This is a genomic window from Plantactinospora sp. WMMB782 (assembly GCF_049179135.1).
In the GTDB taxonomy this organism is placed as follows: domain Bacteria; phylum Actinomycetota; class Actinomycetes; order Mycobacteriales; family Micromonosporaceae; genus Plantactinospora.
In genome coordinates, this window is sequence record NZ_JBMHMC010000007.1 from 1,180,233 (window position 1) to 1,206,318 (window position 26,086).

Below are 26,086 nucleotides of genomic sequence, written 5' to 3' on the forward strand. Positions count from 1 at the left end.
AGTGAAACGAAGAAAAACTCCAGCATCGTGGCGGGAGCCGCCGGCAGGCGTGCCTGCCGGCGGCTCCCGCGTCCCGGTCCGGTCAGCTTCCGCAGATGCCGTAACCGAGGAAACTCCACGCGTTCGACGGACCGCCGTCGTACTCGTCAGCCCACGCCGACGTGGTGTCCGAGTCGATGATGTTCACCCCGGAGAGCAGCACCGCGCCGTTGCCGGCGACGATGTCGGCCCCCGCGCTGTAGAGCGCCTTCCCGGCCGGGCAGGACTGGCTGACCCCGGCGTGTCCGGTGGCGTCCGGGCTGGTCGAGACGGAGATTCGCTCCAGCCCGGCCGGGTTCGTCGCGCAGATCGCGTACGCCGTCACGCTCCAGCCGGCAGGCGGCCCCGAGCCCGGCACCGCCACGCCCCGGGCGGTCACCGACCGGAGGTCGGCGGCGGGCACCACCTGGTCCAGCAGGACGTCACCGGCACCACCACCGTTGATCCGGCCCCCCATCCCGATCACCCGCTTGGTGCCGCAACTGGCGGTCACGTACTGGCTCTCGGCCGGGCCGGTGGTGGCGACCACCTGCCAGCCGGCCGGGGCCGGGGCACAGACCGCCTGCCCGGTCAGTGTCCAGTCGTCCGGGAAGTCGACGCTGCCGGCCTCGCGCATCGTGACCACGAAACCCGTACCGCCGGCCAGCGGTTCGAACCGCTCGATGCCGACGTGCCCCCACGCGCTGTTCGAGGCGGCGAGATAGCCCCCACCGCCGGTGACCACGGTGCCCGCCGGGCAGCTCGCGGTCACCGCCTTGTCGACGCTGTTCCGGGCCGAGTTGACGCCGACCTTCACCAGGCCCGGCGGGTCGGCCGCGGCCGGTGCCGCGGGCACCGTCGCCATCGCGACGGTGACGGCGACGCCGGCCAGCCCGCCCAGTACGGCGCGGCCGGATCGTGCGGAACTACTCATCGCGCTGCCTCCTGTTCCCCCTCCGGGGGCCGACCGCCGGCCACCCGGCAGACCCGTCCGGACCCGCCGGGGTGGAACCCCCGGAGTGTCGGAAGGTGCTGCGGGACAAGCCTCCGAGCGGTCGCTTGGCGTCCGCTATCCGACCACTAGGCAGCGACCGCCAGGTGGCGAACCTACGATGAGGACGTCACGGCACACCGTGAGGTGGGGCGATGCGCTGGTGCCTCCTCGGCCCGGTCGAGGCGACGGTCTCCGGACGGCCGCTGGAGATCCGCCGGCCGCAGTACCGCGGCCTGCTGGCACTGCTGCTGCTCAACCCGAACCGCGTGGTGTCGGTGGCACAGATCGAGCGGGCACTCTGGGGCGACGAGCCGCCGCCCAGCGCTCGTACACAGGTGCAGGTCTGCGTCTCGCAGCTCCGCGCCGCCCTGCGTACCGCCGATGCCGGCGACCTGCTCGCGCACCGGGCCGGCGGATACCGGCTCGCCGTCGCCGACGGCAGCCTCGACCTGGCGGAGTTCGCCGGGGCCGTGGAACGGGCCCGGAGCGCCGCCCGGGACGGGCGGCCGGAGGAGTCCGCCGCACAGCTGCGCGCCGGGCTCGCACTCTGGCGCGGTCCCGCGCTGGCGGGTGCGGCCGGCGCCTTCGTCCCGGCCGCCGCGGCCGGGCTGACCGAGCAGCGACTGGCCGCGTACGAGCAGCTCGCCGAGGTCGAGCTGGCGTCGGGCCGGCACGAGCGGCTGCTCGGCACGCTGCGTCCGTTGCTGGCCGAGCATCCGCTGCGGGAACGGTTGGTCGCCCGCTGCATGCTGGCACTGGCCGGCTGCGGTCAGCAGGAACCCGCGCTGCGGCTCTACGCCGAGACCCGGTCCCGGCTCGCCGACGAACTCGGTGTCGAGCCCTGCGCCGAACTGTCCTCGGCGCAGTTGCGGGTCCTCCGGCACGAGGTGCCGGCCGCCGCGGCGGTCGATGCCGTCGCGCCGGTTGCCGCGGCGGTCGCCGAGGACTTCCCGGGGCGGCCGGTGCCGGCACAGCTGCCGGCCGACATCGCCGGGTTCACCGGGCGTACGGCGGTGCTCCGCCAGCTCGACGCGCTGCTCCCCCGTCCGGCGGACGACGGTGCCGGACCCGCCCCGGTCGTGATCTCGGCGATCGGCGGCACCGCCGGGGTGGGCAAGACCGCGCTCGCGGTGCACTGGGCCCACCGGGTCGCCCACCGCTTTCCCGACGGCCAGCTCTACGTCAACCTGCGGGGCTTCGACCTCGACGGGCGGGCGGTGACGCCGGGCGAGGCACTCCGGGACTTCCTGGACGGCCTGCGGGTCCCCCCGCACCAGGTTCCCACCGAGGAGTCCCGGCAGGCCGCCCTCTACCGCAGCACGCTGGCGGGCCGGCGGATGCTGGTCCTGCTGGACAACGCCCGCGACGCCGACCAGGTCCGGGCACTGCTGCCCGGCTCGTCGGGCTGCCTGGTCGTGGTGACCAGCCGCGACCAGCTACTGCCGCTGGTGGTGTCCGAGGGGGCACGCCCGCTCACCCTGGACCGGCTCTCCACGGTGGAGGCCCGGCAGTTGCTGGAACGGCGCGTCGGCGCCGACCGGGTGGCCGCCGAGCCGGTCGCGGTCGACGAGATCGTCGAGCGGTGCGCACGGTTGCCACTGGCCCTGGCCGTGGCGGGAGCGCGGGCCGCGATCAATCCCCGTTTTCCGCTCACCGCCCTCGCCGCCGAACTGCGGGGCGCCGAGGACGCCCTGGCGGCGTTCGACGCCGTCGATCCGGCCACCGGGGTACGGGCGGTGCTCTCCTGGTCGTACCGGACGCTGGACGCCGCCGAGGCCCGGCTCTTCCGGCTGCTCGGGCTGCACCCCGGCCCGGACGTCTCGGCGCCGGCCGCGGCCAGCCTGGCCGGGCTGCCACCACCCCGGGTACGCCCACTGCTGGCCGGGCTGACCCGGGCGCACCTGCTCGCCGAGGACCAACCGGGGCGGTACGCCTTCCACGACCTGCTGCGGGCGTACGCCGCCGAACTCTGCCTGTGGACGGAGGGCGAGGGCGACCGGGAGGCCGCCCGGCACCGGCTGCTCGACCACTACCTGCACGCCGCCGGAGCCGCCGACCACCTGCTCGACCCACACGGGCTCGCGCCCCGGGTCCAGCTCGCGCCGCCCCGGCCGGGGGTGACCGTCGAACGGCCGGACGGGCACGCCGAGGCGATGGCCTGGCTCTCCGCCGAACACCGGGTGTTGCTCGCGGCGATCGTCCAGGCCGCCACGACCGGCTTCGACCGCCACGCCTGGCAACTCGCCGCGCTGGTCACGACGTTCCTGGACCGGCAGGGGCACTGGACGGAACTGGCCGGGGCCCAGCGCGTCGCCCTGGCGGCGGCACAGCGCCGCGCCGACCTGCCGGGCCAGGCGCACGCGCACCGGGGGCTGGCCGTCGCGTACACCTGGCTGGGCCGGCACGGCGAGGCACACCGTCACTTCCGGCGGGTCCTCGACCTCTACGAGGAGCTCGGCGACCGGGCCGGCCAGGCGCACACGCACGTCGGAGTCAGTTGGCTGCTCGCCCGGCAGGGCCGGCACCGGACGGCCCTGGAACACGCCGAACGCGCCCTGCTGCTCTATCAGGCCACCGCCTCCACGGTGGGACAGGCGAAGACGCTCAACAACATCGGCTGGCTGCACGGCCGGCTCGGCGACCACCACCGGGCCGTCGTCTGCTGCCACCAGGCCCTCACCCTGCACGCCCGCAACGAGGACCGGCGCGGTGCCGCGCTCACCTGGGACAGTCTCGGCTACGCCCACCAGCGGCTGGGCCAGCACGACCGGGCGGTGGAGTGCCACCTGCGGGCCCTGGCCCTGCACCGGGACCTGGGCGACCGGTACGACGAGGCAGAGGTGCTGGCGAACCTCGGGGACAGCCACCGGGCTGCCGGAGACCTCGACGCCGCCCGGACCGCCTGGGGGCAGGCCCTGGCCATCTACGACGAGCTGCGCCACCCGGACGCGGACCAACTCCGGGCCAGGCTCGCCGCGACGGCGTGGGGCCCGGCCGGTCTCCCGGCCGGGCCCCACAACTGAGTGTCGCTGTCAGGATCGAGCTGTCTCCGTCGGGATCGCGCTCCGTAAGGATCGGGCAGCTACTCTCCCGGCGTCGGCTACTCCCCCGGCGTCGACTTCGCGATCTGCATCAGGAACTCGATGTTTGTCCGGGACTGCTTGAGCCGGTCCAGCAGGAGGTCCAGCGCGGCCTGCGAGTCGAGCGAGTGCAGCACCTTGCGCAGCTTGTGCGTGATCGCCAACTCCTCCGGTGCCAGCAGGATCTCCTCCTTACGGGTGCCGGAGGTGTGGATGTCGATGGCCGGGAAGACCCGCTTGTCGGCGATCTTCCGGTCCAGCTTCAGCTCCGCGTTGCCGGTGCCCTTGAACTCCTCGAAGATGACCGTGTCCATCACGGAACCGGTCTCCACCAGCGCGGTGGCGAGGATGGTGAGCGAGCCGCCGTTCTCGATGTTCCGGGCCGCGCCCAGGAACCGCTTCGGCGGGTAGAGCGCGGTGGAGTCGATACCACCCGACATGATCCGACCACTCGCCGGTGCGGCCAGGTTGTACGACCGGCCGAGCCGGGTCACCGAGTCGAGCAGTACGACCACGTCGTGGCCCAGCTCGACCAGGCGCTTGGCCCGCTCGATCGCCAGCTCGGCGACCGTGGTGTGGTCCTGCGGCGGGCGGTCGAAGGTGGCCGCGACGACCTCGCCCTTGACCGAGCGCTGCATGTCGGTGACCTCTTCGGGCCGCTCGTCGACGAGCACGACCATCAGGTGGCACTCGGGGTTGTTGTGGGTGATCGCGTTGGCGATCGCCTGCAACACCATCGTCTTACCGGCCTTCGGCGGCGACATGATGAGCGCCCGCTGACCCTTGCCGATCGGCGTCACCAGGTCGATGACCCGGGTGGTCAGGATGTGCGGCTCGGTCTCCAGCCGGAGCCGCTCCTGCGGGTAGAGCGGGGTCAGCTTGTAGAACTCGGGACGCCGTTTCGCCTCGTCCGGGTCCATCCCGTTGATCGTGTCCAGCCGCACCAGCGGGTTGTACTTGTCCCGCCGCTGCTCGCCGTCCCGGGCCGCGCGCACCGCGCCGGTGACCGCGTCACCGCGACGCAGGCCGTACTTCTTGACCTGGGACATCGACACGTAGACGTCGTTCGGGCCGGAGAGGTAGCCGGTGGTCCGGACGAAGGCGTAGTTGTCCAGCACGTCGATGATGCCGGCCACCGGGACGAGCACGTCGTCCTCGTTGACCTGCGGCTCCCGGCCGCCACCGCCCTCGCCGCTCTCCGCCCGGTCGCCACGACCCCGGCGCCGGTCCCGGAAACGGCTCCGCCGGCTGCGCCGGCCACCGCCGTCACCGTCGTCGTCGCCGTCGTTGTCCCGGTTGTCCCGGTCCGCCGAACGCTGTCCCCGGTCGTTGCGCGACTCGCCGCGCTCGCCCCGGTCACCCCGCTCGTTGCGGTCGCGGCCGTTGCGCGACTCGCCCCGGTCGGAACGGTCGTTGCGGTCGCCGCCGTCGGTGCGCTCGGCACCCTCGGCCCGCTCGCCACGATCGCCACGGTCACCGCGCTCGGCACGGTCACCGCGCTCGGCACGGTCGGCACGGTCGGCACGGTCACCGCGATCGGCCCGCTCCGCTCGGTCGGCCCGCTCGGTCGGCGCCGCCTCGGTCTGCGCCTCGGCGGTGGCGACAGCGGTACGGCTGGACCGGCGGGACGTCCGGGTCCGACCCTCACCGCCGCCGGTCGCGGCCGGCACCTGCTCGGCGTTCCGACGCTCGGTGTCCGGCCGGTCGGCGCTGTCCCGCACCTCGGCCCGGACCTCTTCGCGAGCCGGGGCGGCCGCGGCCGAGACCTCGGCGCGGGGACGCGGCGCACCGCCGCCCACGGTGTTGGTGGCGCCAGCCTGCCGTTCCGAGATGGCGGCGATCAGCTCACCCTTGCGCATCCGGGCCGTACCGGAGATGCCGAGCGACGCGGCCAGGCTCTGCAACTCTGGCAGCAGCATCGCCGACAGCCCGGTGCCGGTCCGCCGACGACGGGTGGCGCCGGTGGTGGCTTCGCCAGCGACGTTGGAAACATCCGACGTCACGTCGGTGGTGTCGCTCAATGGATTCCTTCCCTCGATAAGGCCGGGGCTGCCCGTGGCCTGAAGTGCTGGCTGGCCGGGCGGCCTCGGTACACCCGTCTCGCTTGACGCGTCACGGGAGTCTGCAACACAGCAGCCGGTTGGTTTCCCGGCCCACCAACATCGGTGGGCAGGTCTCGCCGCCTGCGGCGACCTGTGGAAACTGCGGTGCGGCGTAGACCTAGGCAGGGGTGAGACGGGCTGACCGCCGAGAGCTTCGGGGGTGCACCGACCCGCAGGAGTCGCATTGCTTCGCGGCTGTGCTAAGTCTAGAGCGTAATCAACTCTTCCGACCTGCGGCAACAGGGTCCCGCTCGGCGTGTCCCAGTGTACCCCCATCGACCCGGGCCCCGGCTACGTCTATCGGCAACCTTTGCGCGGTCCAGCCCATTCCCGCCTGGAAAATCTCGTCGCCGCCGGTCAGCGCGAGGATCGACGGGCCGGCCCCACTGACCACAGCCGGCACACCAGCCGCACGCAACTCGGCCAGCCGGGCGGCGGTACCGGGCATCCCGGGCGCCCGGTGGTCCTGGTGCAGCCGGTCCTCGGTGGCCTCGAAGAGCAGCGTCGGATCGGTGGTCAGGGCGTGCACCAGCAGGGCGGCCCGACCGGCGTTGCGGGCCGCGTCGGCGTGCGGCACCGTCGCCGGCAGCGCCGCCCGGGCCGTCGCGGTCAGGCCCCGCTCCTCGGGTACGAACACGGTGGCCCGGACCTGTGGCGCGACCGGCAGCCGGACGGCCCTGGCCAGGCCGTCCTCCGCCATCCAGGCGATCGTGAAGCCGCCGAGCAGGCACGGCGCGACGTTGTCCGGATGTCCCTCGATCTCCGCCGCGAGCCGCAGCGCCGCCGCGTCGTCGAGCCGGCGCATCCCGTCCTCGACCAGCCCCCGGGCCAGTTGGATCCCGGCGACGATCGCGGCCGACGAGGAGCCGAGGCCGCGCGCCTGCGGAATCCGGTTCACGCACTCCACCACCAGCCCGCCCGGCTGGCCGCCGAGGGTGTCGAGGGCGGCCCGCATGGCCCGGACGACCAGATGGTCGTCGCCGTCCGGCAGCTCCCCGGCCCCCTGCCCGGTCACCTCGACCCGACAGCCGCTCGGCGCCGTCCGGGCCGTGACGTCGTCGTAGAGCGCCAGCGCCAGGCCGAGCGCGTCGAAGCCCGGACCGAGGTTGGCGCTTGTCGCCGGCACCTGGACCCGGACCGGTTCGGAAACGAAGGTCGGCCGCATCGGCTCATGCTAGGCGGCCCGTGGCCTGCACCGGCGCCCCCGTCCGCGCCCTGGGACGCCAGCACACCCTCGGACACCGCCGGGCCTACGGCTCCGCGACGCCGTCGGCTTCCCGACCCTGCTGCCCAGTTCCGCCGGGCCGGATGTCGTCCGGCCTGGCCGGCGATCCGGCAGGACCACCGGCCGAGCCGTCGGCTCCGGTGCTGTCCGACCCGGCCGGCGACCGGGCAGAGCCACCGGCCGCAGAGCCACCGGCCGAGGCCGGCTTCGCCGCCCGGCCCGCCGAACGAAGGGCCAGCCGCAGGGCGTACTCGATCTGGGCGTTGACGCTGCGGAGGTCGTCCGCCGCCCACTTCGCGATCGCCTCGTGGACCTGCGGGTCGAGCCGGAGCAGGAGTTTCTTGCGTTCCGCCATGAGGGGGCGAACCTAGCTGTAGAGGGAGCCGGTGTTCACCACCGGCTGGGCCGCCCGGTCGCCGCAGAGGACGACCAGCAGGTTCGACACCATCTGCGCCTTGCGTTCCTCGTCCAACTCGACAACGTGCTCCTGGCGCAGCCGGTCCAACGCGTTCGAGACCATGCCGACGGCACCCTCCACGATCTTGAACCGGGCTCCCACGATCGCGCTCGCCTGTTGGCGGGCCAGCATCGCCTGGGCGATCTCCGGGGCGTACGCCAGGTGCGTGATCCGGGACTCCAGCACCTCGACGCCGGCCAGCTCGACCCGTTCCCGCAGCTCGGAGGTGAGTTCCTCGCTCACCACCGCACTGTCCCGCAGGCTGGCCCGCCCGGAGTCGTGCGCCTCGTACGGGTAGCTGGTGGCCAGGTGCCGGACGGCCGCCTCGGACTGCACGGCGACGTACTCGACGTGGTGGTCGACCGCGAAGGCGGCCCGCGCGGAGTCGACCACCCGCCACACGACGACAGCGGCGATCTCCACCGGGTTGCCGTCGGCGTCGGAGACCTTGAGCCGGGCGGTCTCGAAGTTGCGCACCCGGAGCGTCACCTTCGCCCGGGCGGTGAGCGGCCAGGTCCAGTGCAGTCCGGCCTGCCGGATGGTGCCCACGTAGCGGCCGAAGAACTGCACCACCTGGGCCTCGTTCGGGTTGACCACGGTGAAGCCGGTGGCCACCAGCGTGCCGAGCAGCGAGTAGCCGACGGCGACCACGCCGACCCGGACATCGACACCCGGCTCGTCGAGCACCGGCAGGATGCTCGCGACCCCGGCAGCGGCCAGCACCAGCATCACCACGATCGGGATGAACCCGGAGATCCGGAAGGCGGCTCGTTCCATGACATCTCCTTGCTAGCGAAGTGATATCACTAGGATATCCAACGAGCGCAGTCCCGTCGACCCCGGGACAAGCCGGAGCCGGAAGAAGGTCGGGTCAGGGCAGCCGGGTCTGGTCCTCGGCGGCGTTCCGGCCGCGCTGCGAGACCGGGTAACCCGCCCGGCGCAGCCACTGGATCAGACCCCTGGGCCGCAGCCCCGAACCGCGCCGGCCGTCCGGGTCGAAGGCGAGCGCCGCGTCCGTCCCGGCCGGCAGTCGTGCGCCGAGCACCACCCGGCCGACGACCCGCCACGGTGCCCGGAACCCGTCGGCGGCCAGCAGGTCGAACCGAACCCCGTGCCGGGCGGCGAGCGCGGCCAGCTCGGCCAGCGAACCCCCGAGCGGACGGTCGGCAGCCGCCAGCAGGTACGTCCGGCGGCCGTCGATCCGGTACGCCAGCAGGCTCCCGTACGGCCCGGCGAAGTCACGGCGGGGCATCGGCAGGTGCCGGAGCAGTCGCGGCCGGCCGGTGCTGGAGAGCAGCAGGTCGAAGGGGCCGTCGGCACCGTGCAGCCGGACTGCCAGCCCCAGCACGTCCGGCCAGCCTGCCGGGGTCGGAGTGCCCCGGGAAAGCCGCACGGTCGCCGGATACCGACCGGGACCGCCGACCGCCCGCTCGGCGAACGACCCCGACAGCTCGACCTCGCCGCCGAACGAGACCCCACGCGGGTGCAGCAGCCGCCCCCCGCGCCACCGTGCGACCCGCCCCGTCCCCATCCCCGCCCAGTACCCCGCCCCTGCTGAACTACGCACGGGCGCTACTTCGGGGAAAGAGTCCCCTCCGACGCTCGAACTGGCACTACTTCGGGGAAAGAGTGCCCTCCCCGCCGGACGGCACGCGGGGCGGAAGAGGAGGGGTGGGTGGGGTGGACGGGGTGGGGGGCTCGTCGGTGGGGGGCTCGTCGGTGGGGGTCAGGCGGCGGGTGGCGACCCACCAGCCGAGGGCGTACAGCAGGGTGGTCAGGCCGCAGCCGGCCAGCACCACCCGCTGGTCGACGTGGTCCACCACGCCGGCCACCACGAGCTGGCTGAGCGCGATCGCCACCGTCGCCAGCATCATGTCGGTGGCGAAGACCCGCCCGCGCAACCGGTCCGGCACCTCGGCCTGCAAGGCGTAGTTGGACATCACCCAGTTGCTGCCGCCGGCCAGGTGCGCCACGAAGACCAGCACCAGCACCAGCGGAAACCATCGGGTCACCGAGACGCCGAGATAGCCGAGGCCGTACAGCGACATCGACAGGGCCAGCCCGGTGAAGAGCCAGGAGCGGTGCCTGAGTACCCGGCGCATCAGCAGCGGGCCGACAAGTGCGCCGGCGCCGCGTACCGCGAAGAGCAGGCCGGTGCCGATCGGGCCGGCGCCGTAGAGGACGGCGAGCAGCGGGAAGACGGTGAGTACCCCGTTGCCGAGGCCGACCGCGCTCTTCACGGTGACCAGCGCCAGCACCCGGGGACGCTGCCCGATGTAGCGCATCGACTCGCCGAGCGCCGCCCACGGGTTCGGCACCGGCAGGTCCCGGTCGCGGGGCTGCTGCATCGGGCGGCGGATCAGCAGGGTCAGCCCGGCGGCCACCGCCACGCCGCCGATGGCCACCCAGAAACAGGCGTACGGGCCGACGGCCGCGGTGAGCACGCCGCCGAGTGACGCGCCGACGATGCTCATCGTGCCCCACGCCGAGCCGGCGACCGCGTTCGCGGCGGCCAGGTCGTCCGGGTCGACGACGTTCGGCAGCGCCGCCGAGGCGGCCGGCGAGTAGAACGCCTTGGCCACCGCCACCGCGCCGACCGCCACCAGGGCGAGCCAGGCGGTGCCGGAGCTGCGTACCCCGAGCAGCAGCACGATCGCGGCCAGCGCGGTGAGGTTCGAGGCGATCAGGATCCGCCGGCGGTCCAGCCGGTCCGCGACGGTGCCGGCGTACGGCAGCAGCAGAGCCAGGATGCCGTTGTCGGCGGCGAGGATCAGGGCGCCCCACATCCCGCTGCCGGTCAGCTCGGGCAGCAGCACCAGCAGCGGGACCATCACGAACCAGTCGGCACCGAAGACGACGAGTTCGGCGGTGAAGAGGCGGCGGAAGTCCCGGTTCCGGGTAAGGACTGAAACGGCAGACGACACGTACCAGGACCCTACTCGGACCCGTTCCGCCGCCGGCACCGATGCTCGGCGCTGGTGCTGGCCGGGGCGTCGGACACCGGCGGCGGGACGGGTGGGAGTGTTGTCAGTCCTCCTGGGGCGGTGGTGGCAACGGCGACTTCCGGGTCTTCGGCAGCCGGAGCACCTCGAACTGGTCGGTGCCCTCGACCAGCGCGCCGGAGGGACGGGCGGGCACCGGTCCCGGCGATCCGCCGCCCTGGACGACGCCGGTCTGTGCGCCTGGCTGGCGTACCCCGGAACCGACCCCGGCCGGCACCGGTGCGCCGGCCGGCGCACCCGGCCCACCCGGGCCGTCCGGTCCGTCCGGCTCGTCGGCGCCGGTCGGTGCCGCACCGGAACGGCGCCGCCGGAACCGCTCCTTGGTGTTCTCCACCATCGTGTAGAGGGTCGGCACCAGCACCAGGGTGAGCAGCGTCGAGCTGATCAGGCCGCCGATCACCACGATCGCCAGCGGCTGCGAGATGAACCCGCCCTCGCCGGTCAGCCCCAGCGCCATCGGCAGCAGCGCGAAGATGGTGGCGATCGCGGTCATCAGGATCGGCCGCAGCCGGCGCCGGCCGCCCTCGACCACCGCCTCGACCACGCCCATCCCCTGGGCCCGGTACTGGTTGATCAGGTCCATCAGCACGATCGCGTTCGTCACCACGATGCCGACCAGCATCAGCACACCGATCAGCGCCGGCACGCCCAGCGGGGTGCCGGTGGCCAGCAGCAGCCCGATCGCACCGGTCGCGGCGAACGGGATGGAGACCAGCAGGATCAGCGGCTGCACCAGGCTGCCGAAGGTGGCGACCATGATCACGAAGACGATCGCGATCGCGGCGAGTACCGCCAGGCCCAGGTCGGCGAAGGCCTCCTGCTGCTCGGCGCTGACGCCACCGATCTCGAAGGTCGCCCCCGGCACTTCGATCCCGTCGAGCTTCTCCCGCAGGGCGGTGGTGGTGGCACCCAGGTTGGAGCCGGTGGCCGTGCCACTCACCGTCACGCTGCGCTCGCCGTCGATCCGGGTCACCGCGATCGGGCCCTGCACCTCGGTCACCTCGGCGATGTCGCCGAGCTTCACCACCCCGGCCGGGCCGGGCGGCCCCACCGGCATCGCCCGGAGCGCCTCGATCCCGGCCGGCGGCGCTCCGGTACGCAGCACGACGTCATGCTGCGCGCCGTCCAGCGACACCTGGCCGAGCGGGCTGCCCCGGAACTGCTGCGCGACGAGTTGCCCGACGGCCGCCTCGGAGAGCCCGAGCCGGGCGGCGGCGGCCCGGTCCACGGTGACGTCGATCCGGGGCGTGCTCTCGGCCAGGCTGCTGCGTACGTCGGTCACGTCCGCGGTCTCCGCCATCGCCTCCCGCACCTGCTCGCTCGCCCGGGTCAACACGTCCTGGTCGGCGGCGCGGACGATCACCTGGATCTCGTCCACCGCACCCCCGCCCGGCCCGCCGGCCCCGCCGAAGCTGAGTTCGCCGACCCCGGTCAGCCTGTCGAACTCGGCCCGCAGCGCCTGCTCGACCCGCTCGGCGTCGGCCTCCTCGGTCAACGCCACCGAGAAGCTCGCCTCGTTGGCGCTGCCGCCACCGGCGAACGGGTTCCCACCGCCTCCACCCACGGTCACCTGGTAGGACTCCACGCCGTCGGCGTCGGCCAGCACCCGCTCGACCTGCTTGGCGGCGGCGTCGGTGGCGGCCAGGCTGCTGCCGACCGGCATCTCCTGGCTGATGTTCAGGGTGTCCTGGCCGGAGTCGTCCAGGAAGTTGGTCTCCAGCCGGGTGGAGAGCGCGAAGGTGCCGATCAGCACCACCAGGCCGAGCGCGACGGTGAGCCAGCGCCGCCGGGTGGCGAACCGGATCACCGGCAGGTAGCCGCGTTGCAGCGGGCTGCGCAGCTCCTTCTCCTCGGCGGCCCGCCGGACCGCCTGCTCGGTCGCGCCGCCGTTCGCCGGCCGGAGGAACCAGTACGCCAGCACCGGGATGATCGTCAGCGAGACCAGCAGCGAGGCGAGCAGCGCCACCGTGACGGTGATCGCGAACGGCGCGAAGAGCTGCCCGACGAAGCCGCCGACCAGCACGATCGGGGTGAAGACGGCGACCGTGGTGAGGGTGGAGGCGGTCACCGCGCCGGCCACCTCGCGTACTCCGCCGAGGATGGCGGTGCGCTTGTCCTCGCCGTACCCGAGATGTCGTTTGATGTTCTCCAGCACCACGATGGAGTCGTCGACGACCCGGCCGACCGCGATGGTCAGCGCGCCGAGGGTGAGCAGGTTCAGCGAGTAGTCGGCCACCCAGAGCGCGATCAGCGCCACCACCACCGACAGCGGGATCGAGACCGCGGTGACGAGCGTCGAGCGGACGGAGAGCAGGAAGACCAGGATCACGAGTACGGCCATCACCAGGCCGAGCAGGCCCTCGGTGGTCAGACTCTCGATCGACTTCTCCACGAACGGCGCCTGGTCGAAGACGACCGTCAGGGTCGCGCCGGAGGCGGCGGAGAGTTCGGTGAGCCGGTCCCGGATGTCGTGCGAGATCCGCACCGCGTTGCCGTCCGGCGCGGCGGTGACCATGATGCCGAGGCTGTCCTCGCCGTCGGTCCGGGTGAACGAGGTCGGCGGGGCGAGCTGCTGCTGCACGGTCGCCACGTCGCCGAGCCGGACCGGCTGCCCGCCGGCCCGCCCGGTCAGGAAGATCCCGCCGAGTTCCTCGACCGAGCCGATCCGGCCGCCGACCTGGACGGTCCGGGTCTGGTCGGCCTCGGTCAGCGCCCCGGCCGGGATGGTGACGCCGTTGGCCCGCAGCGCCTCGCCGATCGCGGTCGGGGCCACCCCGGCGGCGGCCAGCTTGACCGGGTCGGGGGTGATCACCACCTGCTGGTCGCGGGCACCTGTCACCTCGACGGTACGGACGCCGTCGATCGACTCCAGCTCGGGCACGACGGTCTCGGCGAGCTTGTCCGCCAGGGCCCGCTCGTCCCCGTTGCCGGCCGCCGCGAGCACCACCGCCGGCAGGTCGTCGGTGCTGCCGGCGATCACCTGCGGCTCGACGTCCTCGGGCAGGGCGAGCCGGTTCAGGGCGGTCTGCATCTTGTTGACCGCGTCGTCCAGGTCGGTGCCGAACTCGTACTCGACCTGGAGGGTGGCGCTGCCCTCCTGGGAGGTCGAGGTGACCTTGGTCAGCCCGGCGATCCCCTGGATGCTGTTCTCGATCGGCTCGGCGACCTGCTCCTCCACCACCTCCGGCCCGGCACCCGGGTACGGCGCGACGATGAAGGCCGCCGGGAACTCCAGCGAGGGCAGGAGCTGCTGCTTCAGCGACGGTACGGCGTACACGCCGAACGCCGTGACCACGATCGCGATGAGCGCGACAAGCCCCCGGTTGGCGAGACTGAGTCTGGCGAGGAACGACATCAGCGGCTCACTCCTGTTTTTCGGGTCGGCGCGAGTGTTGTCGGGTTGGCGCGAGTGTTGTCGGGTTGGCGCGGAAGCGGTGCGATCGCGCGAGGTCCGGCTCGGCCGGCAGGGGAAAGTCTGCCTGACCCGGAACTCAGCCCCGGCGCCGGGGCGCTGAGCGCAGCGTGCCGGTCGTCCGGCACGGCGACAACTCCGACTCAGCCGCCTCTCAGCAGGGCGGATCCGACCGGAAGCCGACAGGGTGACCAGGCTCGGCGGGGCAGGCGGTCAGGGCGGCCGGTTGGGGCTGCCGGGCGTGGCTCAGGCCAGGGCGGGCGTGGCTCAGGCCAGGCGGGCGTGGCTCAGGCCAGGTCGAGGGCGCGGGCGGCGGTGGGGACGTCGTTACGGATGGTGATCGGCGAGGGGGCGGTGGAGATCGCCCACTCCGGGTCCTTCAGGCCGTGCCCGGTGACCGTGCAGACCACGGTCGAGCCGGCCGGCACCCTGCCCTCGGCGGCCTGTTGCAGCAGCCCGGCGACGCTCGCCGCGCTGGCCAGCTCGACGAAGACCCCCACCTCGCGGGCGAGCAGCCGGTATGCCATCAGGATGTCCCGGTCGGTCACCGCCGAGATCAGCCCGCCGGAGGCGTCCCGGGCGTCGAGCGCCTTGGTCCAGCTGGCCGGGTTGCCGATCCGGATCGCGGTGGCGATGGTGGACGGCTCCCGGACCACCTCGCCGGTGACGATCGGAGCGGCGCCGGAGGCCTGGAAGCCGTACATCTTCGGGCGGCGGGTGGCGTTGCCGGCCTCGGTCTCCTCCAGGTAGCCCATCCAGTACGCGGTGATGTTGCCGGCGTTGCCGACCGGCAGGCAGTGGATGTCGGGGGCGTCGCCGAGGGCCGCGACGATCTCGAAGGCGGCGGTCTTCTGGCCGTGCAGCCGGTCGATGTTCACCGAGTTGACGAGCGCCACCGGATAGTCCTGGGCCAGCTTGGCGGCGAGCGACAGGCAGTCGTCGAAGTTGCCGTTGATCTGGAGCAGCTTGGCGCCGTGCACGAGCGCCTGGGCCAGCTTGCCCAGCGCGATCTTGCCCTGCGGCACCAGCACCGCGCAGGTCAGTCCGGCCCGGGCCGCGTACGCCGCCGCCGAGGCGCTGGTGTTGCCGGTGGAGGCGCAGATGATCGCCTTGTTGCCGGCCTCGACCGCCCGGGAGACCGCCAGGGTCATGCCCCGGTCCTTGAACGAGCCGGTCGGGTTGGCACCCTCGACCTTGAGGTAGACGTCACAGCCGAGCTGTGCGGAGAGCACCGGCGCGGGCAGCAGCGGCGTGTTCCCCTCGTGCAGGGTGATCACCGGCGTGGCCTCGCTGACCGGCAGCCGGTCCCGGTACGCCTCGATCAAGCCCCGCCACATGTCGCTCTCCTCGCGTCGCGGTCCCGCCCGGCCGTCGGTACGGGCACCTCTACGGTGACCCAGCGTGGCCGACGCGCCGCGCCCGCACCACCCGCTAACCATCTGGCGGGACAGGGCCGATCAGGCGGTACCCCTGGTTACCGGTCGCCGCCCTCGACCCGGAGCACGCTGGCGATGGACCGGACGATGTCGAGCCGGCGCAGCTCGTCGACGGTGGCGGCCAGCGCGGCGTCCGGCGCGGTGTGCGTGACGATCACCAGGATCGCGTCACCGCCCCGGCCCACCGGTCCGGTGACCCCGTCCGCCGGGCCGGCCGGGGCGGGCGCCTGCCGGACGGTGGCGATCGACACGTCGTGCCGGGCGAAGACGCCGGCCACCGCGGCGAGCACTCCGGGCCGGTCGGCCACGTCGAGGCTGATGTGATAGCGGGTGACCGCCTCCCCCATCGGCCGGATCGGCAGCGCCGCGTACGCCGACTCGCTCGGTGCGCGTACCCCGGCCAGGTGGTTGCGGGCCGCCGCGACGATGTCGCCGAGCACCGCGCTCGCGGTCGGCGCACCCCCGGCGCCGCGCCCGTAGAACATCAGTTCACCGGCGGCGTCGGCCTCGACGAACACCGCGTTGAAGGCGTCGCCGACGCTGGCCAGCGGATGGCCGACCGGGATCATCGCCGGGTGCACCCGGACGCTCACCGACTCGGTGCCGGCCGAGTCCGGCCCCCGGGAGGCGATGCAGAGCAGCTTGATCGTGCAGCCCATCGCCTTGGCGCTGGCCACGTCGGCGGCGGTGACCTCGGTGATCCCCTCCCGGTGCACGTCGGCGGCGGTGACCCGGGTGTGGAAGGCCAGCGAGGCCAGGATGGCCGCCTTGGCGGCGGCGTCGAAGCCCTCCACGTCGGCGGTCGGGTCGGCCTCGGCGTAGCCGAGTTCGGTCGCCTCGTCCAGCGCCTCGGTGAAGCCGGCGCCGGTGGCGTCCATCGCGGAGAGGATGAAGTTGGTGGTGCCGTTGACGATCCCGGTGACCCGGGTGATCGAGTCACCGTGCAGCGACTCGCGCAGCGAGCGGAGCAGCGGGATGGCGCCGGCTACCGCCGCCTCGTAGTAGAGGTCGGCGCCGCCCTCGGCCGCCGCGTCGTGCAGCGCCCCACCGTCCTCGGCCAGCAGCGCCTTGTTGGCGGTCACCACGCTCTTGCCGGCCCGCAACGCCTCGACCAGCCAGCTCCGGGCCGGCTCGATCCCGCCGACGACCTCGATCACCAGGTCGACGTCGTCCCGTTTGACCAGGCCGAGCGCGTCGGTGGTGAAGAACGCCGGGTCGACCGGCAGCTCACCCCGGTCCCGGCCGGCCCGGCGTACGGCGATCCCGGCGATCTCCAGCGGTGCACCGACCCGGGCGGTCAGGTCGGCGGCCTGCTCGTGCAGCAGGCGTACCACCTCCGCGCCGACGGTGCCGCAACCGAGCAGAGCCAGACGGACAGGCTTCGTCAAGGTCAACCCACATCCAATGAGAGCAGATCGTCTTCGGTCTCCCGCCGGACGATCAGCCGCGCGCGACCGTCCCGGACCGCCACCACGGGCGGCCGGGGAACATGGTTGTAGTTGCTGGCCATGCTCCGGCAGTAGGCGCCCGTTCCGGGCACGGCGAGAAGATCTCCGGGCTGCACGTCGGCGGGCAGGAATTCATCCTTCACCACCACATCCCCGGCCTCGCAATGCTTTCCCACCACCCGGGCCAGAATCGGCTCGGCGGTGGACCGACGGGAGGCGAGGGTCGCCGAGTACGACGCACCGTAGAGCGCGGTGCGGATGTTGTCGCTCATCCCGCCGTCGACGCTGACGTACGTCCGGATCCCGTCCACGTCCTTGACCGTGCCGACCTCGTAGAGGGTGAAGACGGCCGGGCCGATGATCGCCCGGCCGGGCTCGACCGAGAGCCGGGGTACGGCCAGCCGCAGCCCCTCGCACTCCCCGTCCACGATCTTGTTGATCCGCTTCGCCAGGTCGTGCGGCGTCGACGGGTCGTCCTGGGTGGTGTACGCGATGCCGAAGCCGCCGCCGAGGTCCAGCTCCGGCAACTCCACCCCGCGGGCGTCCCGGATCTGCGCCTGCAGTCCGAGGATCCGCCGGGCGGCCAGCTCGAACCCGCTGGTGTCGAAGATCTGCGAGCCGATGTGCGAGTGCAGCCCGCGCAGTTCGAGTACGTCCTCGTCGAGGATCCGGAACGCGGCCGCCGCCGCCGCGCCGCCGGCCAGCGAGAAGCCGAACTTCTGGTCCTCGTGCGCGGTGGCGATGAACTCGTGGGTGTGCGCCTCGACGCCGACGGTGACCCGGACCAGCACCCTCGGCCGGACGCCCCGCTGGCGGGCCAGCTCGGTGAGCCGGTCGATCTCCTGGAAGGAGTCGACGACGATCCGGCCCACCCCGGCGTCGACGGCCCGGGCCAGCTCGGCCGGGGACTTGTTGTTGCCGTGGAAGCCGATCCGCTCGGCCGGCATGCCGGCCGAGAGCGCCACCGTCAGCTCCCCGCCGGAGCAGACGTCCAGGTGCAGCCCCTCCTCGGCGATCACCCGGACCACCGCCCGGCAGATGAACGCCTTGCCGGCGTAGTAGACGTCCTGGTCCGGGAAGGCGGCCAGGAAGTCCCGGCAGCGGCTGCGCAGGTCGTCCTCGTCGAGCAGGTAGGCCGGGCTGCCGAACTCGGCCGCCAGCTCGCGGACGCCGAGGCCGGCGACCACCAGGGCGCCGTCGGCGCCCCGCGCCACGTTGCGCGGCCACAGTTGCGGCACCAGGGCGTTCACGTCCTCCGGGGTACGCAGCCAGGCCGGTCCCCGCATTCCGAGGTCACCGTGCAGTGCCCCCGCTTCGTGAGCGCGCATCCGTCGTTTCCCTTTCCCACGCGCGTGTTTGCCGTCCGGCCAGCCGTGCCCGGCGGCCGGCGGCCTGTCACATCTGTTCGGGGGCGGAGACGCCGAGCAGCGTCAGTCCGTTGGCCAGTACCGTCCGGGTCGCCTCGACCAGCCAGAGCCGGGCCCGGGTCAGCTCCGCCGGCACCGGCTGGCGGCCGAGCGGCAGCACCTGGCAGGCGTCGTTGAACCGGTGGTAAGACCCGGCCAGCTCCTCCAGGTAACGGGCGATCCGGTGCGGTTCGCGCAGCTCGGCGGCGGTGGCCACCACCCCGGGGAACTCGCCGAGCGACTTGAGCAGGTCGTTCTCCCGCTCGTGGCTGAGCAGCCCCGGGTCGAAGTCCGCGCCCCGGTCGATGCCCAGGTCCGCGGCGCGGCGCAGCAGCGAGGCGATCCGGGCGTGCGCGTACTGGACGTAGTGCACCGGGTTGTCGTTCGAGTTCCGGGTGATCACCTCGATGTCGAGGGTCAGCGGCGAGTCGGTGGAGGAGCGGGCCAGCGAGTAGCGGGCGGCGTCCACGCCCACCGCGTCGACGACCTCGTCCAGCGTGACGATGTTGCCGGCCCGCTTGGACAGCCGGACCGGCACCCCGTCCCGGACCAGGTTGACCAGCTGGCCGATCAGGATCTCGATGTTGAAGTCGGGGTCGTCCCCGGCGCAGGCGGCGATCGCCCGCAGCCGGTTGACGTAGCCGTGGTGGTCGGCGCCGAGCAGGTAGACGCACTTGTCGAAGCCGCGCTCCCGCTTGTCGATGTAGTACGCCGAGTCGGCGGCGAAGTAGGTCAGCTCGCCGTTGCTCCGGATCAGCACCCGGTCCTTGTCGTCGCCGAAGTCGGTGGTGCGCAGCCAGATCGCCCCGTCGGCGTCGTAGACGTGGCCCTGCTCGCGCAGCCGGCCCAGGGCGTGCTCGACGGCGCCGCTGCTGTGCAGGGTGCGCTCGGAGAACCAGACGTCGAAGTGCACGCCGAACCGCTCCAGGCTGGCCCGCATCTCGTCCAGCATGAGCTGGTAGCCCCGGTCCCGGAAGATCGGCAGCGCCTCCTCGGCCGGCAGGTCGGCCAGGCCGGGGCGCTCGGTCACGATCCGTTGCGCGATCTCGGTGACGTATTCCCCGGAGTAGCCCTCCGCGGGCGCCGGCTCCCCCTTCGCGGCGGCGTAGAGCGACTGGCCGAAGCGGTCGATCTGGGCGCCCGCGTCGTTGACGTAGTGCTCGCTCGTCACCTCGGCACCGGCGGCGGCGAGGATCCGGCGCAGCGAGTCGCCGACCGCCGCCCAGCGGGTGTGCCCGAGGTGGATCGGGCCGGTCGGGTTCGCCGAGACGAACTCCAGGTTGACCCGCTGCCCGGCCAGCCGGTCGCTGCGCCCGTACGCCTGACCGGCCCGGACCACCTCGCGGGCGAGCTGCCCGGCGGCGGCCGGGTCGAGCCGGAGGTTGAGGAAGCCCGGCCCGGCGATCTCGACCGACTTGACCCCGGGGGTCCGGGTCAGTTCCCCGGCCAGCGCGGTGGCCAGCTCCCGGGGCGGCAGCCCGACCCGCTTGCTCAGTTGCAGGGCGATAGTGGAGGCGTAGTCGCCGTGCTCGGGGTTGCGGGGCCGCTCCAGCGCCACGGACTCGGGCAGCACCGAGTGATCCAGGCCACGCTGCGCGAAGACGGCGTGGGCGGCGGCGAGAACGGCCTCGGCGAGGTTGGCGGGAGTCACCGAACCATGCTAGCGGGGGTAGACTCGGTCACTCGGTGGCGACCCTGCGCGTGTGTGGCCCGCCATCCCCCTGACCGACCGACCTGACGAGGGACCATGAGCATCAGCACCTCGGGCGGCGAACAGCGCCGTCCGTCCGTGGTCAGCACCGGAAAGAAGGCGCCGGCCGGCGGCAAGCCCGCCGAGAAGGGGGCCGGGGCCAAGCCCGCGGGGACGGCCGCCAAGTCCGGCTCCACCGGTGGGAAGAACGGGGCCGCCGCCGGCAAGTCCGGCTCCGGTACCCGCGTGCCGGCCGGCCGCGGCGGAGCCGGCGGCGCCGGTGGCGGCGCCAAGAAGCCGCAGCAGCGCCGCCCGGTCACCCCGGTCAAGGTCAGCCAGGGCCGCTCGTGGGGCTCGATCGCCCTCTTCACCGCCGTCGGCGTCGTCGCCGCCGCCATCATCGGGTACGGCGCGTACGCGGTGATCCAGAACGGCAAGAAGTGGGAGGACAAGGCCGCCGCGATCGACGGGATCACCAACTTCCGGGAGAGCGATCCGTCGGTGGTGGCGCCGATCCCGGGCAAGCAGTCGCACGAGGCCGGCCCGCTCACCTACAAGGTCAACCCGCCGGTCGGCAGCTCGCACAACATCGCCTGGCAGAACTGCATGGGCGACATCTACGACGCCCCGATCGCCAACGAGCACGCGGTGCACAGCTTGGAGCACGGCGCGGTCTGGATCACCTACAGGTCGGACCTGCCCGCCGACCAGGTGGAGCAGCTGGCCGGCAAGGTCCGGGGCAACGAGTTCATGATGATGAGCCCGGTGGAGAACCTCGACCGGCCGATCTCGCTACAGGCCTGGGGCTACCAGCTCAAGGTCGACAGCCCCACCGACGGCCGGATCGACGACTTCGTCGAGGCGCTGCGGCAGAACGCCTCAATGGAGGAGGGCGCCGGCTGCTCCGGCGGCATCACCGCCACCGGTACGACCCCACGGGACAACGTCCCCGGTGACCAGCAGCAGCCGCCGATGCCTCCGGCGGGCGGTTGATCGCGATGACCACCGAATCGGGTGCGGTGGCGACCACCGCCGTCCCGGAGGACGGGGTCGTCGACGGCGGCTCGGGCCGGCGGGGTCCCGGCACCGCCGCGCTGGCCCTGGCCATCCTGCTGGGCCTGCTGCTCGGCTTCGCCGCCGGGCTGCTCGCCCCGGGCCTGTTCCGGCCCGGTGACGACTCCGCCGAGGCCGGGTTCGCCCGGGACATGTCGACGCACCACGCCCAGGCGGTCGAGATGGCGATCCTGGCGCACGAGAAGACCACCGACCAGGACATCCGGACACTTGCGGCGGACATCGCGCTGACCCAGCAGGCCCAGATCGGCATCATGCAGACCTGGTTGAAGGAGTGGAACCTGGGCCCGACCAGCCGGCAGCCCAGGATGGCCTGGATGCCGGACGGCGCGGGCGCGGTGCAGGACGGGCTGATGCCCGGGATGGCCAGCGACGCCGAGCGGGCACAGTTGCGGGCCGCCACCGGCCGCGAGTTCGACGCGCTGTTCCTGAAGCTGATGCTCGACCACCACCTCGGCGGGATCCACATGGCCGAGGGGGTGCTGGACCTCTCCGACGACGAGCGGGTGACCGCGATGGCGAAGTCCATGGTGGCCGGGCAGAAGAAGGAGATCGAGCTGGTCCGGAGCCTCCAGGGCAGGATCGGCACGCCCTGACCGGGCACCCGTGACGCTGGTCCGGCGGCCGTCCCCGAGCGGGACGGCCGCCGGTTCCGTTTTTCCGATCTTCGGGCACGTAGGCAGATGCATCCGTTAGGTCCGAGATTGGCTACTTGCCCGCTTTGACGAGCTTTCTCCATACATAACGTGACCAGTCGGGACTTGCCGTCGTTGTCCAAGACATGACGGTTGCTCTCCGGGACGGACGTCGGTCGGTCACCAGCTGGTGCCGTCGGCACACCATCGGCGGGGACGGCGCGGTCGCGGCCGTCCGACGCGGACAACGGTCCGGCGAGCCGGGTGTGCTCAGCCGCCACCAGGAACTCGAACTGATCGAGACGCTGCGCGGCTGCTATCCGGACAAGTTCGGGCTGGACGACGAACTCTGGACCCGGCAGAGCGTCGGAATTCTCGTGGACCGCCGCTACGGTCTGCCCGCCGACACCACCGACATCGGCGGCTACCTGCGGGCCTGGGGCCTCGGCCCGCGCCAGCCCACCGAGCGGGCCTGCGGGCTCTGCGTCGACGCGGTAGCCCTCTGGGTCGAACGGGAGTACCCGGCGATCGTGCACGCCGCCGCCGAGCACCGGGCCGAACTGTGCTGGATCGGCCGTACCCGGCTGCACGGGGTGGTGCCCGCCGCCGACGTCCTCTCCGCGGTCTCCGTACGCGGCCGGGTGCGGTTCCTCATCACCACCCCGAACGTCGACCCGGCACTGCCCCGGGACTTCCTGCTCCGGCTGAGCGGCGCGGAGGGGAACGCCGTACACGTGGTGGTCGACGGTTCCTGGACCCGGGCCGAGTGGCCCCGCCGGCTCCCGCCCCGGATCGTGCTGCACCCCCTGCCGAGCTGCGGCCGGTAGCCGCGACCCGCTGCGAGCTGCGGCCGGTGGCCGCGGTTTCCGGACGGGCACGGGTGACGTCGGCCGGGGCGCACCGGCGGGGATACCGATTCGTGCCCGGGGACCCATGCCTGCTACTCTTCCTGGGTCGCTGAGCCCCCGTAGCTCAGGGGATAGAGCACCGCCCTCCGGAGGCGGGAGCGCAGGTTCGAATCCTGCCGGGGGCACACTTGCTAAGGACCCTTTGACCAGCACAGCAACGTCCCTGACCAGGCGAAACCGGTCTTCGCGAGTCCGGCTGTGTCCGGCCCTCAACGGCCGTTGGCGGATGCCTGTGCCGAATACGTGCCGAAGTTCCGGGCCGGTCGGTCGTGGCACTAGGGCACGCTGCATCCGCTGGCTGAGTTTCGCATCACCTCCCGTCAAGGCACTTGGCGTAGATCCTCAGCAGCACCTCTACGGACTGCCCTGCCCACTCGGCTACCTGCGTCGGCCCTACCCCGCCATTGAGCCATGTCGACACGGCAGCGAGTCAGAGGCCGTACGGCGTACGTACCAGCAGTGAAGGCCGGACCACCGTAGAACAACGGAGCGGTATACCAAATCGGTACACCGCTCCGCCTGCGCGATCGTTAGCAGGCCCAGCTGCTCACGACCGCGCCTAGGCCGAGGAGTTCTGGCGCGGCGAGGCGAGGGGGAGCGCCATGTCGAACCCGGCCCGTTCCGCACGACGCAATTAGGGACGACGCACTGACTGGTTCGAAGCGATCTGTCAGGGGGGTCACTGGGTTGTGAACTTGAAGCTTCGCGCAGTCGCGCTTAGGTCCGATCGTACGTTCGAACCCCACGACTCAAATTCCCCTCCACTGCAGTTGCTGCTGGTCCACCAATAGACGTAGTAGTTGGTACGGTTCCACGCTGACCGAGCAGTCGTTGCCATAGTCATGCAATCGCCAATGTAGGATGGATAACTGACGGCAAATGTGCCGCTGTAGCCCGTTGAAGTCCACGTACATAGCCAGCCATTGTAGCTGTTGCATTGACTTAAGGCGGCACTGGCTGGGCTGGCAACTAATGTGCTCGACCACAGTACGGCGACAGCACTTGCAGCGAGCAATCGTCGGATGAACACCTCTGTAGCTCCCAACTGGTGCCGCAGCAGGCACCCTCAATTAGCTGCATCGCCCTAACAACTATCGATGTTGGACGATTTATCTGAGTCTGACTAGGGGTTGTGACATAAGTCACATTCTGTCGCATTCCTGTCGTAAGATCATAAAGAATGGAGCTGAAGTTCTTTTCTTGTAGCCCGACTCTGGACCTCCATTGCAAGCAACTCATGCCGGAGCAAGCACCGGGGCCGCTCAATCGTGGCCCAGTGCCCGCTGCATCCGCTGTCTGAGTTCCGCGTCACCTCCGTCAAGGCACTTGGCGTAGATCCTCAGCAGCACCTCTACGGACTGCCCTGCCCACTCGGCTACCTGCGTCGGCCCTACCCCGCCATTGAGCCATGTCGACACGGCGGCGTGCCGAAGGTCGTAGGGCGTACGCGCCAGTGGCGACGCGAACACCTCCGGCGTGAACACGTCCGCTCTTGCCCAACGCCACAGCCGGTTGATCGTTCCCTTGGGCAACTCCTCCTTGTTGCGCTCCCCCACGAACAACCGGCCGCCTGGACCGAACCCGAACTGCTCGACGTGCCGCCAGATGATCGCGGTCAGTTCCGGCGGGCATGGGACGGTACGGGACTCGCCTCGGGCGCGTTGCTTAAGCTGCCTGCTATCCCGGTTCTTGCCGCTGTCTGTCCATGCCTTCCCCGCGTGGGGTTCGGCTCCGTCGAGAATGAACTCTCCCCATCCGCTCCCGGGTAGCGCGAGGTTGGGCTTAGCGAGCCGCACCGCTTCCTCCGGACGCATGCCGGCGAAGTACAGGCAGGCGTAAAAGGCCACCATGCGCGGACCGATCCGCCCCTGCCGACTAACCCCGTCCAGGAGGGTCCGTGCTTGAACGGGGTTCGCTACCGAACGACGATCAACGGTGGTGACTGTCTTTGGTGGCCTCCACTTCAATTGCGGCAGCGGGTTGGACGCGAGTAGGTTCCTTTCGATCGCGTATTCAATGGCCGTGTTGAAAATCTTCCGCCGACGACTGATGACGCTCGGTGCGGCAGGGAAACCGTCGAGCCGGACGGTTAGCCCGTCCAGCACAGCACGAAGGATCTCGGGCCGATTCAGGCTGGCAACAGCGTTTGTGTTTCGCTTTACCCAGTCCAGCGTGGTCCGGATCTCGTCGGGCATCTCCTCCGATTCACGGCGAGCCGTGTTGAAACCCCAGTGCGTCAGAGCGGCGCGCAGTAGCTTCGGATCAGGCATTCCACCCTTCTTGGCAAACATCAGCATCGTAAGCGCGGTAAGCGCCTCGGCGTGCGTCCGGCGGGTGGTCGCTGCCACCCGTGGCCACTTCATATCAGCGAAGGCGCGCGCCAGTTCGTACCAAGACATGGAAGCGGTATCGCGGTGCATCGACACCGGACGGCCGGTCTCCGCGTCGAAAGCTTCACCCTTCCGGCAGGCTGCCACCAGTTCCGATCGAAAACTCTCGGCAAGCGCCTTAGTCTTGAACGGTTCCTTTTGCCGCCGCCCGGCCACAATCCACCGAACCCAGTAGGTGTTACCCCTCTTCCCCTTATACGTCTCGGTAGACCAGATCCGAACGTCATAAGTGATAGCCACTAGGCGGCCTCCTCGTTTAGCGATGAGATCCAGTCGTCGTAATCAATCCGTCGAATACGCAGCTCACCGTTGGGCAACCTGAGGCAGCGTGGTCCCTTTTGCTTGGCACGCCAGTCGTAGAACGTCGACCGAGAGATCTCCAGGTCTTCGCACACATCGGCGATGGTGAGATGCCGGCGCTCTCTCACCTGCTTCGAAGGGTTGGCGGTGCGTCCGGGCCTGGTCATCTGCGGGTGTCCTCCCTGGGGGTGGCGTCGAGGTAGATGCGCTGGAACATGGGGGATCGACGGTCGGGGTAGGGCCGGGAGACGGAGCGGATGTGCAGCACCTTGGCCAGGGCGGTCAGTGCTGCCTGTGTTTCAGCGGGTGTGCCGTGCAGCCTGATTCGCATCGTGGGTGCCTTCCGGTGGATGCTGATCACTTGTGGAGGATCAGGGAGGCATCGCCGCAGAACGGCGTATAGCGGCCCATTGAGAGCCACGGAGAGCCAAGATCTGCGGTGTCCTGGTGACGGCTGTAGGGCCAGTCCGTCTCCGTGGCTCTCAGCGGGCCGTTTCCGGTGTCGGTGT

The 26,086-nt window shown here is 71.7% G+C and carries 19 protein-coding genes, 1 tRNA gene and 1 pseudogene; 5 read left to right on the top strand and 16 right to left on the bottom strand.

The genetic code is table 11. From position 1 onward, the window contains the following. Positions 1 to 82: 82 nt before the first annotated feature. Positions 83 to 952 carry a hypothetical protein gene (locus ACN28A_RS07255; protein ID WP_421393538.1) on the bottom strand — a complete coding sequence of 290 codons (870 nt, stop codon included), beginning with the start codon at positions 950 to 952 and terminating at the stop codon, positions 83 to 85. A gap of 212 nt (positions 953 to 1,164) precedes the next feature. Here ACN28A_RS07255 and ACN28A_RS07260 point away from each other — a divergent pair, with 212 nt between their 5' ends. Next, complete coding sequence (locus ACN28A_RS07260; protein ID WP_421393540.1) at positions 1,165 to 4,035, top strand: AfsR/SARP family transcriptional regulator; 2,871 nt, start codon at positions 1,165 to 1,167, stop codon at positions 4,033 to 4,035. Between the two features lie 77 nt (positions 4,036 to 4,112). On the opposite strand, the gene rho is transcribed toward ACN28A_RS07260, so the two are convergent. From rho to argS, 11 genes and pseudogenes are all read right to left on the bottom strand, one after another. Further along, entirely contained in the window at positions 4,113 to 6,113 is a 2,001-nt protein-coding gene (rho, locus tag ACN28A_RS07265) for a transcription termination factor Rho (protein WP_421393542.1), read from the bottom strand. A 298-nt stretch (positions 6,114 to 6,411) separates the two neighbouring features. Then, positions 6,412 to 7,359 (bottom strand): homoserine kinase, encoded by a 948-nt coding sequence (gene thrB / locus ACN28A_RS07270; RefSeq protein ID WP_421393544.1) that lies wholly within the window; start codon positions 7,357 to 7,359, stop codon positions 6,412 to 6,414. An 85-nt stretch (positions 7,360 to 7,444) separates the two neighbouring features. Next, positions 7,445 to 7,774: a hypothetical protein gene (locus tag ACN28A_RS07275; RefSeq protein WP_421393545.1), complete on the bottom strand. Its 330-nt coding sequence runs from the start codon at positions 7,772 to 7,774 to the stop codon at positions 7,445 to 7,447. A gap of 12 nt (positions 7,775 to 7,786) precedes the next feature. Continuing rightward, positions 7,787 to 8,653, bottom strand: a complete 867-nt coding sequence (locus ACN28A_RS07280; protein ID WP_421393547.1) for an SPFH domain-containing protein — start codon at positions 8,651 to 8,653, stop codon at positions 7,787 to 7,789. Between the two features lie 94 nt (positions 8,654 to 8,747). Continuing rightward, a complete protein-coding gene (locus tag ACN28A_RS07285; RefSeq protein WP_421393548.1) occupies positions 8,748 to 9,443 on the bottom strand; it encodes a phosphodiesterase in 696 nt (231 codons plus the stop codon). 127 nt (positions 9,444 to 9,570) lie between these two features. Beyond that, positions 9,571 to 10,800 (bottom strand): annotated as a pseudogene (locus ACN28A_RS07290) (MFS transporter); the annotation flags it as partial. 103 nt (positions 10,801 to 10,903) lie between these two features. Further along, positions 10,904 to 14,233, bottom strand: coding sequence for an efflux RND transporter permease subunit (locus tag ACN28A_RS07295; protein ID WP_421393549.1), 3,330 nt, complete (start codon positions 14,231 to 14,233; stop codon positions 10,904 to 10,906). Positions 14,234 to 14,577: 344 nt separating this feature from the next. After that, positions 14,578 to 15,627 (bottom strand): threonine synthase, encoded by a 1,050-nt coding sequence (thrC, locus tag ACN28A_RS07300; protein ID WP_421393551.1) that lies wholly within the window; start codon positions 15,625 to 15,627, stop codon positions 14,578 to 14,580. Positions 15,628 to 15,764: 137 nt separating this feature from the next. Next, positions 15,765 to 17,114, bottom strand: a complete 1,350-nt coding sequence (locus ACN28A_RS07305; RefSeq protein ID WP_421393553.1) for a homoserine dehydrogenase — start codon at positions 17,112 to 17,114, stop codon at positions 15,765 to 15,767. Between the two features lie 2 nt (positions 17,115 to 17,116). Next, positions 17,117 to 18,502, bottom strand: a complete 1,386-nt coding sequence (lysA, locus tag ACN28A_RS07310; protein WP_421393555.1) for a diaminopimelate decarboxylase — start codon at positions 18,500 to 18,502, stop codon at positions 17,117 to 17,119. A 67-nt stretch (positions 18,503 to 18,569) separates the two neighbouring features. Beyond that, positions 18,570 to 20,231 (bottom strand): arginine--tRNA ligase, encoded by a 1,662-nt coding sequence (argS, locus tag ACN28A_RS07315; RefSeq protein ID WP_421393556.1) that lies wholly within the window; start codon positions 20,229 to 20,231, stop codon positions 18,570 to 18,572. A 96-nt stretch (positions 20,232 to 20,327) separates the two neighbouring features. On the opposite strand from argS, the gene ACN28A_RS07320 reads away from it, so the two are divergent. The 4 genes from ACN28A_RS07320 to ACN28A_RS07335 all read left to right on the top strand — a co-directional run bounded on the left by ACN28A_RS07320 (position 20,328) and on the right by ACN28A_RS07335 (position 23,012). Beyond that, positions 20,328 to 21,263 carry a DUF3105 domain-containing protein gene (locus ACN28A_RS07320; RefSeq protein WP_421393558.1) on the top strand — a complete coding sequence of 312 codons (936 nt, stop codon included), beginning with the start codon at positions 20,328 to 20,330 and terminating at the stop codon, positions 21,261 to 21,263. A gap of 5 nt (positions 21,264 to 21,268) precedes the next feature. Next, the gene (locus tag ACN28A_RS07325; protein WP_421393559.1) at positions 21,269 to 21,940 is read left to right on the top strand and encodes a DUF305 domain-containing protein; all 672 of its coding nucleotides are present in this window, start codon (positions 21,269 to 21,271) and stop codon (positions 21,938 to 21,940) included. A 185-nt stretch (positions 21,941 to 22,125) separates the two neighbouring features. Next, positions 22,126 to 22,806, top strand: a complete 681-nt coding sequence (locus ACN28A_RS07330) for a winged helix-turn-helix domain-containing protein (RefSeq protein ID WP_421393561.1) — start codon at positions 22,126 to 22,128, stop codon at positions 22,804 to 22,806. Between the two features lie 134 nt (positions 22,807 to 22,940). Next, positions 22,941 to 23,012, top strand: a tRNA-Arg gene (locus ACN28A_RS07335). A 554-nt stretch (positions 23,013 to 23,566) separates the two neighbouring features. On the opposite strand, the gene ACN28A_RS07340 is transcribed toward ACN28A_RS07335, so the two are convergent. The 4 genes from ACN28A_RS07340 to ACN28A_RS07355 form a co-directional block, all read right to left on the bottom strand. Further along, positions 23,567 to 23,917: a peptidase inhibitor family I36 protein gene (locus tag ACN28A_RS07340; RefSeq protein ID WP_421393563.1), complete on the bottom strand. Its 351-nt coding sequence runs from the start codon at positions 23,915 to 23,917 to the stop codon at positions 23,567 to 23,569. Positions 23,918 to 24,149: 232 nt separating this feature from the next. Further along, positions 24,150 to 25,517 (bottom strand): tyrosine-type recombinase/integrase, encoded by a 1,368-nt coding sequence (locus ACN28A_RS07345; RefSeq protein ID WP_421393565.1) that lies wholly within the window; start codon positions 25,515 to 25,517, stop codon positions 24,150 to 24,152. Then, complete coding sequence (locus ACN28A_RS07350; protein ID WP_421393567.1) at positions 25,517 to 25,744, bottom strand: helix-turn-helix transcriptional regulator; 228 nt, start codon at positions 25,742 to 25,744, stop codon at positions 25,517 to 25,519. Before ACN28A_RS07350 ends, ACN28A_RS07345 begins: the two co-directional genes overlap by 1 nt. Beyond that, a complete protein-coding gene (locus ACN28A_RS07355; protein WP_421393569.1) occupies positions 25,741 to 25,908 on the bottom strand; it encodes a hypothetical protein in 168 nt (55 codons plus the stop codon). The genes ACN28A_RS07350 and ACN28A_RS07355 overlap by 4 nt, the downstream gene beginning before the upstream one ends. Positions 25,909 to 26,086 lie beyond the last annotated feature (178 nt).

What these genes read in the sequence shown, in the direction of transcription:
- ACN28A_RS07255 (WP_421393538.1), bottom strand. Translation starts at nt 952, where the DNA reads ATGAGTAGTTCCGCACGATCCGGCCGCGCCGTACTGGGCGGGCTGGCC.
- ACN28A_RS07260 (WP_421393540.1), top strand. Translation starts at nt 1,165, where the DNA reads ATGCGCTGGTGCCTCCTCGGCCCGGTCGAGGCGACGGTCTCCGGACGG.
- thrB (WP_421393544.1), bottom strand. Translation starts at nt 7,359, where the DNA reads ATGCGGCCGACCTTCGTTTCCGAACCGGTCCGGGTCCAGGTGCCGGCG.
- ACN28A_RS07275 (WP_421393545.1), bottom strand. Translation starts at nt 7,774, where the DNA reads ATGGCGGAACGCAAGAAACTCCTGCTCCGGCTCGACCCGCAGGTCCAC.
- ACN28A_RS07280 (WP_421393547.1), bottom strand. Translation starts at nt 8,653, where the DNA reads ATGGAACGAGCCGCCTTCCGGATCTCCGGGTTCATCCCGATCGTGGTG.
- ACN28A_RS07295 (WP_421393549.1), bottom strand. Translation starts at nt 14,233, where the DNA reads ATGTCGTTCCTCGCCAGACTCAGTCTCGCCAACCGGGGGCTTGTCGCG.
- thrC (WP_421393551.1), bottom strand. Translation starts at nt 15,627, where the DNA reads ATGTGGCGGGGCTTGATCGAGGCGTACCGGGACCGGCTGCCGGTCAGC.
- lysA (WP_421393555.1), bottom strand. Translation starts at nt 18,502, where the DNA reads ATGCGCGCTCACGAAGCGGGGGCACTGCACGGTGACCTCGGAATGCGG.
- ACN28A_RS07320 (WP_421393558.1), top strand. Translation starts at nt 20,328, where the DNA reads ATGAGCATCAGCACCTCGGGCGGCGAACAGCGCCGTCCGTCCGTGGTC.
- ACN28A_RS07325 (WP_421393559.1), top strand. Translation starts at nt 21,269, where the DNA reads ATGACCACCGAATCGGGTGCGGTGGCGACCACCGCCGTCCCGGAGGAC.
- ACN28A_RS07330 (WP_421393561.1), top strand. Translation starts at nt 22,126, where the DNA reads ATGACGGTTGCTCTCCGGGACGGACGTCGGTCGGTCACCAGCTGGTGC.
- ACN28A_RS07350 (WP_421393567.1), bottom strand. Translation starts at nt 25,744, where the DNA reads ATGACCAGGCCCGGACGCACCGCCAACCCTTCGAAGCAGGTGAGAGAG.
- ACN28A_RS07355 (WP_421393569.1), bottom strand. Translation starts at nt 25,908, where the DNA reads ATGCGAATCAGGCTGCACGGCACACCCGCTGAAACACAGGCAGCACTG.